At 54.5% G+C, this 14,997-nt stretch carries 10 protein-coding genes; 2 read left to right on the top strand and 8 right to left on the bottom strand.

Annotated features, from left to right (window positions below; all coding sequences use genetic code 11):
* The first annotated feature begins 139 nt into the window (after positions 1 to 139).
* Entirely contained in the window at positions 140 to 1,804 is a 1,665-nt protein-coding gene (locus LQK91_RS01725; protein ID WP_105098963.1) for a carboxylesterase family protein, read from the top strand.
* 229 nt (positions 1,805 to 2,033) lie between these two features.
* On the opposite strand, the gene LQK91_RS01720 is transcribed toward LQK91_RS01725, so the two are convergent.
* The 3 genes from LQK91_RS01720 to apbE form a co-directional block, all read right to left on the bottom strand.
* On the bottom strand, positions 2,034 to 3,686 hold the full coding sequence (locus tag LQK91_RS01720; protein ID WP_003854180.1) for a multidrug ABC transporter permease/ATP-binding protein: 1,653 nt from the start codon (positions 3,684 to 3,686) through the stop codon (positions 2,034 to 2,036).
* 96 nt (positions 3,687 to 3,782) lie between these two features.
* Positions 3,783 to 4,424 (bottom strand): DNA oxidative demethylase AlkB, encoded by a 642-nt coding sequence (alkB, locus tag LQK91_RS01715; RefSeq protein ID WP_003854182.1) that lies wholly within the window; start codon positions 4,422 to 4,424, stop codon positions 3,783 to 3,785.
* On the bottom strand, positions 4,424 to 5,473 hold the full coding sequence (gene apbE, locus LQK91_RS01710; RefSeq protein ID WP_003854184.1) for an FAD:protein FMN transferase ApbE: 1,050 nt from the start codon (positions 5,471 to 5,473) through the stop codon (positions 4,424 to 4,426). The genes alkB and apbE overlap by 1 nt, the downstream gene beginning before the upstream one ends.
* A 168-nt stretch (positions 5,474 to 5,641) precedes the next feature.
* Here apbE and LQK91_RS01705 point away from each other — a divergent pair, with 168 nt between their 5' ends.
* The gene (locus LQK91_RS01705) at positions 5,642 to 5,752 is read left to right on the top strand and encodes a hypothetical protein (RefSeq protein WP_008926126.1); all 111 of its coding nucleotides are present in this window, start codon (positions 5,642 to 5,644) and stop codon (positions 5,750 to 5,752) included.
* 361 nt (positions 5,753 to 6,113) lie between these two features.
* On the opposite strand, the gene ompC is transcribed toward LQK91_RS01705, so the two are convergent.
* The 5 genes from ompC to LQK91_RS01680 all read right to left on the bottom strand — a co-directional run bounded on the left by ompC (position 6,114) and on the right by LQK91_RS01680 (position 14,744).
* Positions 6,114 to 7,226: a porin OmpC gene (gene ompC, locus LQK91_RS01700; RefSeq protein WP_039659746.1), complete on the bottom strand. Its 1,113-nt coding sequence runs from the start codon at positions 7,224 to 7,226 to the stop codon at positions 6,114 to 6,116.
* Between the two features lie 597 nt (positions 7,227 to 7,823).
* Positions 7,824 to 8,993 carry an HlyD family efflux transporter periplasmic adaptor subunit gene (locus LQK91_RS01695; RefSeq protein WP_008926127.1) on the bottom strand — a complete coding sequence of 390 codons (1,170 nt, stop codon included), beginning with the start codon at positions 8,991 to 8,993 and terminating at the stop codon, positions 7,824 to 7,826.
* The gene (locus LQK91_RS01690; RefSeq protein WP_105098962.1) at positions 8,990 to 11,134 is read right to left on the bottom strand and encodes a type I secretion system permease/ATPase; all 2,145 of its coding nucleotides are present in this window, start codon (positions 11,132 to 11,134) and stop codon (positions 8,990 to 8,992) included. The genes LQK91_RS01695 and LQK91_RS01690 overlap by 4 nt, the downstream gene beginning before the upstream one ends.
* Positions 11,135 to 11,150: 16 nt before the next feature.
* Positions 11,151 to 12,506 (bottom strand): TolC family outer membrane protein, encoded by a 1,356-nt coding sequence (locus tag LQK91_RS01685; RefSeq protein WP_003854194.1) that lies wholly within the window; start codon positions 12,504 to 12,506, stop codon positions 11,151 to 11,153.
* A 303-nt stretch (positions 12,507 to 12,809) separates the two neighbouring features.
* On the bottom strand, positions 12,810 to 14,744 hold the full coding sequence (locus LQK91_RS01680) for an Ig-like domain-containing protein (RefSeq protein ID WP_105098961.1): 1,935 nt from the start codon (positions 14,742 to 14,744) through the stop codon (positions 12,810 to 12,812).
* Positions 14,745 to 14,997 lie beyond the last annotated feature (253 nt).

Genomic DNA, 14,997 nt, shown 5'->3' with positions numbered 1-14,997 from the left:
CGCCAGCCACAGGTATATTTCACCACCAAAAAAGAGTAACACGCGATAATGGCTGGATTTGTGCTGTTTTGTGAGCCAGACATGAGTGGGTATTGCGACACTTCAGGTATAAGAAATATTTCCCTGGAACAAGGTACGCATGAAAAATTCTCTGTTCAGATTGTCCCCGACTTTTTTACTCTTTTTGCTTGCCTCATCAGCCACTGCACAAACGATCTCCCCTGAAATTACGACGCAGTCAGGCAAAGTCAAAGGCGCAGAGCATCAAAACACGCTGTCCTGGACCGGTATTCCTTATGCAAAAGCACCGGTCGGGGAACTGCGCTGGAAAAAACCGATTTCCCCTGACGCTTGGCAAACCGTTTTCGATGCGACCCGGCCCGCTACAGACTGTATCCAGGTTTCCCCGGACGGAGCCAAAGGTGATGAGGATTGCCTGAATCTCAATATCTATCGCCCGACAGAGAGCAGCACACTGCTTCCGGTGCTGGTCTATATTCATGGTGGCAATAATCAGCTGGGCAGTTCCACTGAGTTCGCGCCGGCGTTTATCGCTGAAAAATACAATGCCGTGATTGTCACCGTAAACTACCGTCTTGGCGCACTCGGCTTTAATCCATTGAAAGCGCTGAACGATGGCAACCCGCTGGATGACTCCGGGAATTACAGCTTACTCGACATCAAACAATCGCTGGCGTGGATCAAAGACAATATTTCGGCTTTTGGTGGTGACAGAAATAATATTACCGTTTCCGGATTTTCAGCGGGTGGCAGAGACGTGATGGCGATGCTTATATCGCCCCTTTTTAAAAATACGTTCAACAAAGCCATCGTTTTCAGTGGTGGCATGACCACCTCTGACAAACATGAAGCGGAAAGCATCTTCGCGCAAAGAATAGCGCCTCTGGTCGTTAAACAGGGCATTAAACCGGATGCCGGCGCAGCGAAAAGCTGGCTCCTGTCGGGCTCACCAGAGGTTCGTCATTTTCTCTATCAGCTTCCGGCAGCAGATCTGGCAATGCTTTTTGGCGATGCGGGAATTCGCATGAATCAATTCCCGCATCTCTACCGCGATGGTGTGGTGATCCCGAAGGATGGATTTGAGACCAAAAATTATAATGCCGTCCCCGCCATCATGGCCACAGGACAACAGGAGTTTTCTTTCTTCGCCCGTAACGACCCACTGTTTGCAACACAGGTGAAAGACGGTTCGCTTAAAAATGATACCGCGCTGCTGAATAAATACACCTTTGCAAATTATTATGGCGGGCTGCTATATAGCCTGTTTAATGTTAACCAGTCTGCTGAGCGCATGTATAAAAATTATAACGCGCCGCTGTATGGGATGGAGTTCCGTTATGGCACGGATGCGTTTGTCACAGGTGATAAACTATCGGCCATCGGTTCTTTCCACGGCGTGTTTATGCCTTTTTGGGATAAAAATAAGTATGCTGAATTTACGCAGGATGCGCTGAAGCTAAAAGGCTCTCAGGCATTAGGTGAATCTTTTAATTCCTACATTAAAAACTTCCTGGCAACAGGGTCACCCAACGATCAGACCCTTCCGGAATGGAAGAAATGGACACCGGAAAATGCCGCAGCGGGGGAATCGCTGCTGGTGATGGATGCTAACAAGCAGAAAGCCATTATCTACATGAGCAATAAGACTTATAGCTATAACGATATTCTCACCCGCATTGAACAGGACAACGCCCTGTCAGCGGCAGACAAAAAGAGTGTTATCAAAAACGTGCTGAACAATCGCTGGTTCAGCGCACCGCTTGATCAACATTTCGCCCACTAATCCGCGGCCTCCTGCGCTGGCAGGAGGCAAACTTTAACGGATCGACTTCACTGCAGATGACCTGCCGTACAGGGCTGTTATCTGTGATGTACTGCGTATGAGGCACACCTGGCAACGGATTGTTCAGTCAGCACGGCTGCCTGCTGCTGACGCTTACAGAAGTGTTAACACCGTGTTCAGCGACCTGCACGGAACTTAACGCGCTAGCTGCTGAGTGTGCCATCTGCCGTCAAAGCCCGGTATCGGTGCGTTTAACCGAGTCGAGCGTGGCGAGGTCGCGTTCATTACCGGTCAGCTCCGTCAACTGGCCTTCGCGCATCTCCAGCAGCCGGTCGGCATGAATGAAGTAGTGATCGTCATGGCTGATAGCAAACACCGTTTTACCCGCCTGCTGCAACCACGGCAGCAGCTCACGATAGAAGATGCGTCGGAAATGTGGGTCCTGATCTGCCGCCCACTCATCCAGTAGCAGCACATCGCGTTCTTCTGCCACCGCCAGCAACAGCGCCAGTCGCTTACTCTGTCCTTTTGAGAGCCGCAGATTGAGCACTTTATTGCCTTCAATCTTCAGCTTGTCCTGCATCTTCAGCCTTTCCAGCCACTGCTGCACCAGCGCCGGATTGGCGGCAACGCCTTCCCGCCCGATTAACCGGTCAAACAGATGCAGGTCGGTAAAGACCGCGGAGAACTGACTGCGCCAGACATCCAGCTCGTCTGCCGTGATCGCTTTACCATCCAGCAGCAGCGTGCCGGACTGCGGTTGATACAGCCCGGTCAGCAGCATCGCCAGCGTCGATTTTCCGCTGCCGTTGCCACCAATCAGAAACACCAGTTCGCCCCGGCGCAGCGTCAGGTTAATCGGCCCGACCTGGAAGCCGTTGTCACCATAGTGAAAAGAGACGTCGCGCAGCTCCAGAGTTTGCCAGTCTGACGACGCCGAGGGCGCGTGAAACCCTGCCTGATAAGGCGCGAGGTCAAAGGCGTTGAGCTTACGGAATGCGACCTGGGCGCTAAGCAACGTGGGTAACGCGCCCACTGCAGAAAGCAGCGGCGTGCGTAAGAACAGCAGCGTCAGGGAGAAAGTCGCGGCCACAGCAGTATTGGCCCAGCCCAGGCTGTTAGCCATGAAAAAGACCATGCCGATAGCGCCCAGGGTCATGATATTTGACCAGTTGACCGCACTCAGATGATAAGTATCGGCACGCACAATATGGTGACGCCAGGCGCGGGCATCTTCCTGATAAACCGTGTCATAGACCTGTTGCGCACGTGAGCGGTTAAGCTGTAACTCTTTACGCCCCTCAATCACCGTCTGGTAATCACGATAGAGGTTGTCTTCGATTTCGCGCAACTTTGCCATGTGCTGGTAAACCCGCGAGACCAGCATCCAGCCGCCCACCAGCGTCACACCCAGCCAGAGACTGGTCACCAGCAGCATTTTTGGTGACAGCCACGCGAGATAGATGGCTGAGCCGAGGGTAATGATTACGCCCTGAAACAGCTCCGGCAGACGCACAAAAGCCAGCGTAATTGCTCGCACGTCGCTGGTCAGTCCCGCCAGCAGTTGTGCACTGCCGAGTTGCTCGATGCGTTCAACCCGGCTATCAAGGATTCGCTTGATGAACTCGCCACGCAGTCGCCAGACAAACTGATGCCCGAGCATCGTCAGTGCCAGCTGCGAAGCCAGCGTCACCGCCATCAGCACCACCAGCTGCAACAGGAACTGCGGCAGCACCGCGAATGAGGTGTTGATGGCGACAATCATTTCGCGGTTGATAAAGGCGATCATGCCGATACCCAGCACGGCGCTTAACAACGTCAGGGCAATGACCCCGATAAAAGGCCAGCGAAACTGGCGAAAAACAACGCTTAACAACGTCATGCAGGCAATCCATCAGCTAAAAAACAGCCTGCAGTTTAATGGGATGCCAAATGATAGCAATAGTTATTCTCACCACGCCGTGACTGCCGTAGTGGGTTAAAAGGCGCGACGAAATGTCAGGTTATAACGCCAGGCGCCGGCCAGCGGATGCACGCCTGGCTTAAGCGGCAAAATGCCGTGGTAACGCAGGCGCGACGGCCCGCCCCACACCACAATATCACCATGCTCAAGCAGCACACGCTGGGTGCTGTCGCCCCGTTCGAAGCCACCGAACTGAAACACGGCCGGCAGACCCAGCGACACCGAAACGATGGGCTGGTGCAGGTCTTTCTCATCTTTATCCTGATGCAGCGTCAGCTTCGCACCCGGTTCATAGCGATTAAGCAGACAGGCATCCGGATTAAAGCCAGGAAAGCCCGCCTCCGCCGCGGCCTGCTGCGCCAGCTCGCGAAACAGCGGTGGCATGGGCGGCCATTTGCGGCCATTGAGGTTATCCTGCTGCTGATAATTGTAGCCGCGTGAATCCACCGACCAGCCAAAATCGCCGCAGTTGGTCATCGCCACCGACATGCGATGGCCGCCCGGCGTAATGCGATGGGCAAAGGGGTTCTGATCCGCAATCGCCAGTATCTGCTGATACAGCGCCTCTGCGTCATCACGTGCGCGGCGCCGCAGGATCACGGCCCCCTCCGCCAGCGGCTCCTGCCAGGGTTGCTCTTCACTAAAAAGATCTAACATCAGGGTTCTCCGGATTCAGCGGGAATCAGAAAAGCAGCAAACTGCGGCGACATCCAGCTGACAAATTTATCGCCCTGCTTGCTGATCAGATAGACCGCCAGATGCTGTTCAATTGCCAGCGCTTTGGCTTTCTCGGTGCCGAGCACCATCAGTCCGGTGTCCCAGCCATCGGCTTCCAGCGCCGTGGTGGCAATCACCGTGGCAGAAACCAGTTTATGCTCAATGGGTCGTCCGGTAACGGGATCGATCACATGAGAAATGCGCTTGCCGTCCAGTTCATAATAGTTGCGATAACTGCCGGATGTACTGATACCGTGTCCCTGCAGACTCACGCGTGCCTGAACCGCATTCTCCTGATCGGTGGGTTTCTGGATCGCCACCCGCCACGGCTGCTGTTGCGCATTAAGACCCCGGCTCAGCACGGCACCGCCGACTGACACCAGATAGTTGTTGATACCGAGCTGCTCCATCAGCCGTGCCAGATGATCGGTGGCAAAGCCCTCACCCACCGTCGAGAGATCGACATAGAGCTCTGGCAAATCTTTCTGCAACCATTGTCCATCCGCACCCTGCAGCACTCTCAGATGCTGCAATCCGGTCTGCGCACGGGCGGCGGCAATTTGGGCTACATCCGGTGTATGGATGGGCTGTTTCGTCGGGCCAAAGCCCCATAAATTAACCAGTGGACCGACGGTAATGTCCATCGCCCCGCCGGTTTTACGGCCAATCCGCAGCGAGGTCGTGACAATGTCCGCCATGTTTTCACTCACCGGCTGCGGTGACAGGTCACGGCTCTGGTTAAAGCGCGATAACGCAGAGTCCGGCTTCCAGGTGGAGAGCTCAGCATCATCCGCGTCCAGCTGCTGCTGAATCCGCTGCTGTAAGGCCGCTTTACGCTTACTCTCAACACCCGCCAGGCTCACCCGCCAGACGGTGCCCATGGTTTTTCCTTCCAGCACCATCGCTGTTGTCGGTGCTGATTGATCACAGCCCGCCGCCGTCAGAATTAAAATCGACATAAACAGCAGATTAATCTTATAACTCATCATTCCTCGCCTGTAACACTTTATGAATAGCCACTAAAAAGCATAAAGTTTGGGTAAATTCGCTTAAATAGAGTTGAATATTTCACTGAATCACGAGAGCATTCCCCGGTCATCTATCCTGATCCCGCCTCGCGACAGGGGATTAACATTAATCAAAGTAAGGAGCTACAGATGATCTATGCGATTCTGGTCGTTGCCCTGGGTCTGTTTGTTTACGGCAGTTATAAAGTTGTCGAACAGCGTCGTCATCGTCACATGACCCCTTCCCGGCCGCGCCAGTAACGGGCTTAACTGCACCTGATTGGGGCAATCGCTCCCTGACGTGCGCGGCAAGTGTATCAAAACGGGCGTAACGCCTGTGGCTGTGAGAGCGGTAAAGCTGGCATGAATTCTGCACTGTTGAAACAGTGTTTATCTCTGAGAGGTGCAGAATGAAAAATTCACAGAAGTGGCAGTCAGCATGGCATCACTGGTTGAGCTTTTCTGCTTTTACTCTGGCAGGCGTGGCATTTGAAGGCGCGCGGTTTGGCAGCGTTATGTCATCAGAAACAACGGCGCCGGAAGCAACGAAGTGGCCAAAGGCTGATGCGTTTAGCCCGGAAGATAACGCAGGAGCGCAGCCGTAACTGCGCTCCCTTATCACTTAGAACTGGTAAACCAGGCCTACACCCACCACGTCGTCGGTATTGATACCGGCCGCGTCGGTGAAGGCGTTGTCGTCCAGCAGGTTGATCTGGTAATCAACATAGGTAGACATGTTTTTGTTGAAGTAATACGTCGCGCCAACATCGATATATTTTTTCAGATTCTGTGTGCCCCAGTTCTGAACATCGGTGCCACGTGAGGTCACGTAGGCCAGAGATGGGCGCAGACCAAAGTCGAATTGATACTGCGCAACCAGTTCCCAGTTATCCGCTTTATCCGCATAACCAAACGCTGAAGAGTCGGTGCTGCCGAAGCGGGTTGCGTTGAAGGAGCGTGAGTACATCGCTGCCAGATAGACGTTGTTCGCGTCATATTTCAGACCGCCAGTATACACTGACGCTTTATCGCCATGGCCGAGGATACCTGATGTTTCGCTGTTCTGGTCGTTGGTACGGTCAGACTGGAAGGTTGCCGCACCAATGCCGAAGCCTGAACCCAGATCATAGGTCGTGCTCAGACCCCAGCCGTCGCCGTTCTGGCCCAGCACGTCACGGCCATTCGGTGACTCGCTGCTGTTGCCATTCTTACCCTGATACTGGACTGCGAAGTTCCAGCCATCCACCAGACCGAAGAAATTGTTGTTACGGTAGGTCGCCATGCCGTTACCGCGCTGATACATGAAGTTATCCGCGCCATAGGTATCGCCGCCGAACTCAGGCAGCACGTCAGTCCATGCGCCGATGTCATAGGCTACGCCGTAGTTACGACCATAGTCGAAGGATCCCGCATCACCAAATTTCACACCGGCGAACCCAACACGGGTAAAGCTGTCTGCTGTCCCCTGGTCTTCAGAGTTGTTTAGTGCTGCCTGGTATTCCCACTGGCCGTAACCGGTCAGCTGATTGCTGATTTCTGTTTCGCCTTTGAAGCCGAAGCGAACGTATGACTGGTCGCCGTCGGAACTGCTGTTGTCAGAGAAGTAGTGCAGGCCGTCAACTTTACCGAAGAGATCTAATTTGTTGCCGTCTTTATTATAGATTTCAGCTGCGTTTGCTGATCCTGCTGCAACCAGCAGTGCAGGAATCATCAGGGAGAGAACGCGACGTTTCATTTTATTACCCTCTGTTATATGCCTTTATAATTTGCCACTGCTAACTGAATGATTAAAAATTCAGCCGGCAGGTCATTGTTGTTTTATAGCGGGTAATAATCCACCAGGAAAATGCTACTAAATTTCCAAAACTGTTTCATCCATCGAAACAGTTATTTCATAATGTAAATAGCGGGGAACTAATAACCAGCACAGATCGGTAAAAAAAACCGCACAAATTGATACACCCCTTCCGATATCTTTGTTATCAACAGCTTACATCAGAGCATTCTGAAGCACTGAATGATAAAACTTATACGACATCTGGTAATAGAATAGACCCCGCTATCATCATTTATTCCATTATTACCTTCATTCTCCCCGAATGAGATGTACAACTTATTATTTCCCGCCGGACAATCTGTCCGGCATTTTTTTGCCTGTCATTTGCCGTCGTACTATATCCTCGTAAACATTTTTAATCTGGTTAAATTAACTTCACTCTGCTTCCGCACAGTTTGTTAAATTGCGCACACTTTGTGCCCGGATAGTCTGAATATCCGCCATGTTAATTTATCACCGTAATTAAGCAAATAAGCCTCTCAGCTGGACCGCATTTCAGCGCTCGCGCAGCGATTCTTTGACTTTATTCAGTGGTTTAATCAGGTAATCCATGACGGATTTCTGACCGGTTTTAATCTCCACATTGGCCACCATTCCGGGCACAATCGGGAATTTTCGGCCAGCGCGGTTGGTCAGCTCGGCTTTCTGGGTACGAACGTAGACACGATAATAATATTGATCACGTTTCACCTCATCCTGCAGCGTGTCTGGCGACACCGTTTCCACTTCGCCGTGCAGATCGCCATAAATAGAGGAGTCATAGGCGGTGACTTTCACGGTGGCGGCCAGTCCGGGCCGAATCCAGGCGATATCGCGTGGATTGATACGCGTCTCAATCAGCAGTTGATCCTCCAGCGGCACAATTTCCATCAGTTTACCGCCCGGTTCCAGTACACCACCCACCGTGGTGACCTGAATATCTTTGACGATGCCGCGCACCGGCGAGTAGAGCGTCGCGCGCGTCAGCTGATCCTCTTTGCCTGCGGCAACCTGCAACTGCGCATCCAGTTCCGCATTGTTTTTCACCTGCTCTTCGTGAGCGCGCACCAGATAGTCATTGCGCGCTTCGTCGATTTTGCCACGTAGATCGCTGACCTGACGACGCAGACGGATCACCTCAACCTGCCCTGCCGCGCCTTTCGCCACCAGCGGTTCGGTGAGCCGCAGCTCATCCTGCACCAGTTTCAGCGACTGCTGCAGGTTACTGATGGTTTCAGTGAGATTACGACGTCGCGACTCATAGAGCTGCCGCTCGCGCGTAACCAGATTCGGCTCCTTCAGCGTTTCGGCACTGAACTTCAGCGGCGTGCCCGACAGCTCCGCTTCCAGCCGCTCGGACGAGGCACGCAGCGTGCGCACTTTAGCCTGCGCTTCACCGAAATTTGACTGAAAGCGCGTTGGATCGAGGGTCGCCAGCACCTGCCCTTTCTCAACAATGTCACCTTCATGCACATTAAGCTGTTTGACGATGCCGCCATCCAGGCTGTCGATCACCTGCGCGCGGCTGGAGGGCGTCACTTTACCGGTGCCCACTGTGACCTCATCCAGAATGGCAAAGTGCGCCCAGATCAGAAATATCGCCAGCGCGGCGGTGCAGAGCCAGATAATCGCTGATGTCCGGCGCTCATGACGGGCAAGATCTTTATCAACAATCACCAGACTCATGCCACATCTCCTTTACCTGCCGTAGCAGGTGCAGTCGCGCGGCGCAGGATCTCGTCGCGCGGACCATCAGCGACAATGCGCCCGTTATCCATCACCACAATACGATCGACCATTTTCAGCAGTGCCGGACGGTGCGTCACCAGCACCAGCGTCCGGCCGCTGATCCAGCCCTGCAGCTGACGAATCACATGCTCCTCCAGCTGTTCATCCATTGCCGCAGTGGGTTCATCCAGCAGCACCACCTGCGGCTGACGCAGGATCAATCGGCTCAGCATCACCATCTGACGTTGCCCGCCAGAGAGCCCGCGACCGCCTTCATTGATAATACGATCCAGGCTGGCGGCGTCCTGCTGGATCAGCGCCAGTGCGCCGCTGATACGCAGTGCCTGCAGCATCTCCTGTTCGCTGGCATGGGGATTGCCCAGCATCAGGTTCTGCCGCAGCGTGCCAAAGAAGAGGCGGGAGTCATGCGACAGCCACCCGAGCTGACGGCGTAAATCAGTGGGATCGATACGCTCAATATCGACACCATCAACAATCACCTTGCCCTGACTGGCCTGTGCCTGACCGGCAAGAATCTTCAGCAAGGTCGACTTCCCTGCCCCGACCTTACCCAGAATGGCAATCTTCTCGCCGGGCTTGATCTGCAGCTGCTGCACGTTGAGCACATTTTTTTCATTCTCTTCGTCATAGCTGTAATGCACATTGCGCAGATCATACTGGCCGGTGAGCGTCGGACAGTGCGCCAGCGTGGCGGCTTCAGGTTGATCGAGCGGCTTTTTCAGCAACTCATCCAGCCCTTTCATCGCCATTTTGGCGTGCTGCCAGCGTGAGAAGACCATGGTCAGCTGCATCAGTGGAGCGATAGTGCGGGATGAGAGCAGGCTACAGGCGACCAGCGTACCGGTGGTGATGTGTGAATCGAGCACCAGGTAAACCCCAAACACCAGCATCCCTGCATAGGCGAGCTGCTGCACCGTCGATGCCCAGCCGGTAAGGCGCGCGCCCCACAATCGCTGCTGATTGCTGATCGCGGCGCTGACTTCATGCGTCTGCTCCCACTGACGCTGGAAATAGGGTTCGGCCTGAAGCGCCTTGATATCCTCAATGCCTTCAATGGTCTCCACCAGCACGGCATTACGCAGCGCGCCCTCACGCAGCCCCTCTTTAGCCAGTCGCGCCATGGGAATCTGAACCAGCAGACCCGGAATGACGATCAGCGGGATCGCCGCCAGCGGAATCAGCACCAGCCAGCCGCCTATAAACGACATGATGAACAGGAACAGGATAACAAACGGCAGATCGGCCGCGGCACCAACCGTGGTCGAGGTCAGCAACTCGCGCACCTGGTCGATCTCACGCAGTTGCGAGATAAATGAGCCGGTCGATTTCGGCCGCGCCTCATTACGGATGCTCATCGCCCGGGCAAACAGCATGGCGGAAACTTTCAGGTCGATGCGTTTACCCATTAAATCTGAGACCTGGGTTCGCATCAGCCGGATAAGATATTCAATAGCCGCAGCAATCAGTACCCCGACAAACAGCACCCACAGCGTGGACTGTGACTGCGCCGGAATCACCCGATCGTAGACCTGCATCGAAAAGAGAATTCCGGCCAGTGCCAGCACATTACCGATCACCGACGCCAGTGAGATCTCGGTGATACGACGCCCCATGCCGCGAAAGTTTTTCCAGAACCAGTGTGGCTCATAAGGCTGAATGAATTCGTCGATGCGCGCATCACGGCCACGCGCCGCCACCCCAATCACGCCAACATCGCCCTGAGCACGTGTCAGCAGCTCCGATAAGGCGCTTTCACGCACCACATCGCCGCCTTCACTGAGCCAGTAACGCGCGCTGCCGTCCGCATCGATATTCTCCAGCACCGCTACGCTGGCATTTTCCAGCACCAGCACCACCGGCGTGATCTCCTGACGCCAGCGCAGTTTGTTCTGCGGCACCATGGTCAGATGCAGTCCCAGCAGGCCGGAAAGCCGTTCCAGCTGCTGTGACACCGGCAGATGTTCAAACCAGCGCATCTGCTGACGCAGGGTTTTGCCATCGGCAGGCTTACCGAATCGCGCGGCGACGCGCAGCATGGCGGCAATCCAGTTATCGGTATTCAGGGTTAACGTACTCATGATTTTTGCCTTATCGCTATTGCAGCGAAGGAAGGAGATCGCCGCTGCTTTGCTGGCGATCGATACCCATGATATCGAGCAGATTGTCTACTGCGGCGGCATAGCGTACGGTGGCGTCCCAGCCATCGTAGAGCGCGGTGATACGTGAGCTGTCAGCCTGAAACACATCCTGTTCTACACTCAGCAGATCGTTCAGGCTGCGCTTGCTCAGACGATATTCATCGGCATAGACATTGCGGGTATGGTCGGCGCTGGCCAGCTGCACTTCCCCGGCAGCCTGCCGTTGCTGCGCGCCAATCATGTCGGCATAGGCGGTTGAGGCGTTCTGATTAATGGCGAGTTTGGCTTGCTGCACTGCAGCCTGCGCTGCCTCACGGTCGCCCTCCGCTGATTCAGTTTTGGCATTGACCATGCCACCCTGATAGAGCGGCGCTTCCACCTGCAGCTGCACTTCATCATCCCAGTAAGACTGGCGATCGTTTTCATAGCGGGTCCGGCCCGCCTGCACTTTGATGGTTGGCCAGTGACCGGACTGTGCCTGGCGTACCCGCTCACGGGCGGCCTCCTGTTTAGACTGTGCGCTGCGCACCGCCGCGCTGCTTTCATAGGCAATTTTGTCGAGGGTGATCTGCTGTTTCAGGAGTGCCTGGGGCAGTTCTGGCAGTGTGGCGGGCACCACGCCGGTCAGTACAGTGAGTTGGGCGGTAGCGGAGCGCAGCTGGGCGCGATACTGCTCAAGCGTGGCTTGCATTGCGGCGATGCGGGTTTCCGCCTGCAGCACGTCTGACTGTGAGTTGAGCCCCGCATCGGCGCGCAGTTTCGCGATATCCCGCACCCGCTGCAGTGAAGCGATATTAGTGTGCGCGATGTCTGCCAGCGCCTGGTAGCGTTTGACTTCGAGGTAGGCCTGCAGCGTATCTTCCGCCACGGTGGTCATGGAGTCGAACAGGCCGAAGCGATAAGCCTCTGACAGTGCATGCTGTTCATCGATGGCGCTGCCGGTACGCCCAAAGTCGTAGAGCAGCTGGCTAAGCGTGATACCGCCGGAGCCATTGTTGTTGAGGCTCCCGGCGGAGTCAGTCTGATGGGAGCGGCCCGCCGCACCCTGTAGTGAAATCTGCGGATACCAGGCGCTGCGGGCGGCATCAAGATCGCCCTCGCCAACGTGGATCTGTGCCGCCGCTTCCGAGATTTTCGGATTACGGGCGAAGGCCCGGAGAATGGCGTCGCGCAGCGTTAAGCTGGCAATCTGTTCTTCGGTCGGCGCGGCGCGCCAGTTAAATTCTGCTTTGGGTAAGGGTGCGGAAAAGACCGCATTCACTGACACGCCGCTCAGGGCGCACAATAAAAAAGTTAACTGCGCTTTGTTCATTATCCATACCAACAGGGGGTTTTATCATCATGATGTTTTTCCTGGTGAACAAAGCGAGCAAAAGGGATGACGATCAGATCCTGACAGAGTTATTGCATTATTTTATTTATGATTAACATCAGAGACACTAAATAACTATTAACATTATTAGATCATATTCTGTACTTATTCCTGTTAAATAGTGATGAAATCTTTAATATTCCGCCTGAATGAATGAAAATTAACCACCCAGCCACGCCTGAGCACTCCAGACAGGCTTAACAGACCTGCCCGGAAGTCAGTACTTTTACTAATGATTTAGCGTCACACTATCGGCTGTGCTGCCGGATGCTGCAACAGGTGATCGGCAAGCGTATAAGGCACATCTGAGAAGAGATGGCTCTCCTGAGGGAGGACAGCAACAGATGCCTGTGCCACATGCCCGGTCTCTGCCTGCTGAGTCTGACTAACGGTTTCCAGCAGCTGATCCAGCGTCTGCCCCTCTGTCAGGCTCGCCGTTTCGGTATGCGATGCCACCTGCACCGTCTGGCTGGCCGTCGCGATATTACCGGCGCTGTCTTTGGCGCTGACCGTCATCGGATATTCCCCCTCATCCAGTGGAGCCAGTTGTCCGGCCAGAATGGTCAGGGACCAGCCACCATCCGCTTTGACACTGGCGCTGTAATGCTGATCGCCCAGCGTTAATTCCACCTGGCTCCCCGGTTGCAGATTGCTGGAACTGCCCTGAATCAGATGCCAGCTGTTCACATCGGCAGCATCGATTTTGTTGTCGCCAAAGGCGATGTACAGCGTCAGGGTTGGCCGCTGATGTACGGCAACGGTAAATAGCGTGTCCCAGCTTTGGGTATCGCTGTTGCCATAGTCATCCTGGCGATGGAAAGTGGCGGTGACCGGACCATCCGGCAGCGCCATAAGCTCGCCGGAGGTCATCGTGACCATGCCTTTTGCGTCAGGCTGGTAGGTTATCCCATTGATTTCCAGTGTTCTGCAGCCCTCAATATAGAAGCTCAGATCGTGCTGCGCTTCCTGATAGTTGAGGATCATGTCACCACCGATATCCATTTCGGTGTAGACCTGCTGTAAATCCGTATGGATATTCAGTTCATGGGTGACGTCGGTGTAGTTTTTTGCCCCATCAATGGACCAGGCACGGATTTCCACGGCGCTGATAAAGGCGTTCACCTCCGCTGCCGGGATGATCACCTGCCAGTGTCCTTCCTGGCCCAGGGTGGCGTTATAATCTTTTCCGTTGGCGCCGCTGATAACCAGCTGATGGCCCGGCATGACGGTGGTCAGCATGCCGCTCAGCAGCAGATCCTGCTGGCTTTCCGCAAGGTTAATCACATCGTCCGCAGTAATCTTATCGAAGGTTATCTGTGGCAGGCTGCTCTGATGAGTGATCAGCGTCAAATCGTGAGAGTCAGTTGCCGTTTTTCCGTTGGGATCGGTCGCCGTGACGTTGAGGCTGTAAACGCCATCCGGCAGCGCGGTTAAATCACTTTCAGCAAAAGAACCGTACCATTTGCCGTCACTTTCCATGTGCGCGGTGGTGGTTTGCGTGCCCAGCGTTAGTTTCAGCACCGACCCCACCGGCAGGTGTGTTGCGCTGCCGCTAATCTCAACACCATAAATGCTCTCGGCAATACTCACCGCGTTGTCACCACTAACCGTATCCATAGTCAGTGTCGGTTTGATGGTGCGATCAGCATAGAGACCAAAATCGACGTCGGTAGTGGTACTGTGGCCCGCTTTATTGGTGAGGATCAGTTGCAGGCTGTGATTGCCATCCGGCACCCCTTTTAGCGCCTCAGCGGGCATAGAGGCGTTCCAGTAGCCCCACTTATTGACCGTACTGTGCCAGCTCTGGTCGTTAAAAGTCAGTGTCACTGTTGAACCCGCTTCACCTTCAGCACGCCCCCGCAGATGTACTGGCTTATGCGCTTCCCAGCTGGCGATAACGCCGTCCATGGCGATGGGTTCGTAAGGCCGTAGTGCCGGGGGAGATGAACTTTTCACCGTGGACAGCGTATTGTCATTAACCGGGCTGCTATGCAGCGATTCCGTGGAGAAAGTGCTGATTGGCAGGTTCAGGCTTTGCGTAGCCACCGGAAGGCTCAGGCTTTGCAGGGGAAGTGGCACGATGGCTGGCAGCGTGCTGTCGGTAACGGCAAAGTCGCTGACTGCCGTCTGGAAAATGGATTCAAGCCGGACAGAACGAAACGTATCACGTGTTGACATAGGTAACCTCAGTTCAGAACAGAAACGCAGACTAAAACGCCCGGATAAACCGGACGTTAAGGCTGTCGACAGGTGGTGGGTCAGCTGATGCTGCCCGTTTCCGCTGGTCGGAACTGGTTACCCGCAGGTAACAGGGATGGAGAAAGAGGACGCTGATAAAGCGACAAAGGGAGACAGAATAATGATTCACGGCGTGACGCCGTTTGTTGCACCTACCCTAATCTTTCATTCTGCTAATGAATATTGGCGATTA

It is taken from the genome of Pantoea sp. MHSD4, assembly GCF_021043305.1.
GTDB lineage: Bacteria > Pseudomonadota > Gammaproteobacteria > Enterobacterales > Enterobacteriaceae > Pantoea > Pantoea eucalypti.
This window is presented reverse-complemented; position numbering and strand designations above follow the sequence as displayed.

Bases quoted from the DNA above. Each gene is read 5' to 3' on its own strand.
- LQK91_RS01725 (WP_105098963.1), top strand. From the start codon at position 140: ATGAAAAATTCTCTGTTCAGATTGTCCCCGACTTTTTTACTCTTTTTG.
- LQK91_RS01720 (WP_003854180.1), bottom strand. From the start codon at position 3,686: ATGACGTTGTTAAGCGTTGTTTTTCGCCAGTTTCGCTGGCCTTTTATC.
- alkB (WP_003854182.1), bottom strand. From the start codon at position 4,424: ATGTTAGATCTTTTTAGTGAAGAGCAACCCTGGCAGGAGCCGCTGGCG.
- apbE (WP_003854184.1), bottom strand. From the start codon at position 5,473: ATGATGAGTTATAAGATTAATCTGCTGTTTATGTCGATTTTAATTCTG.
- LQK91_RS01705 (WP_008926126.1), top strand. From the start codon at position 5,642: ATGATCTATGCGATTCTGGTCGTTGCCCTGGGTCTGTTTGTTTACGGC.
- ompC (WP_039659746.1), bottom strand. From the start codon at position 7,226: ATGAAACGTCGCGTTCTCTCCCTGATGATTCCTGCACTGCTGGTTGCA.
- LQK91_RS01695 (WP_008926127.1), bottom strand. From the start codon at position 8,993: ATGAGTCTGGTGATTGTTGATAAAGATCTTGCCCGTCATGAGCGCCGG.
- LQK91_RS01690 (WP_105098962.1), bottom strand. From the start codon at position 11,134: ATGAGTACGTTAACCCTGAATACCGATAACTGGATTGCCGCCATGCTG.
- LQK91_RS01685 (WP_003854194.1), bottom strand. From the start codon at position 12,506: ATGAACAAAGCGCAGTTAACTTTTTTATTGTGCGCCCTGAGCGGCGTG.
- LQK91_RS01680 (WP_105098961.1), bottom strand. From the start codon at position 14,744: ATGTCAACACGTGATACGTTTCGTTCTGTCCGGCTTGAATCCATTTTC.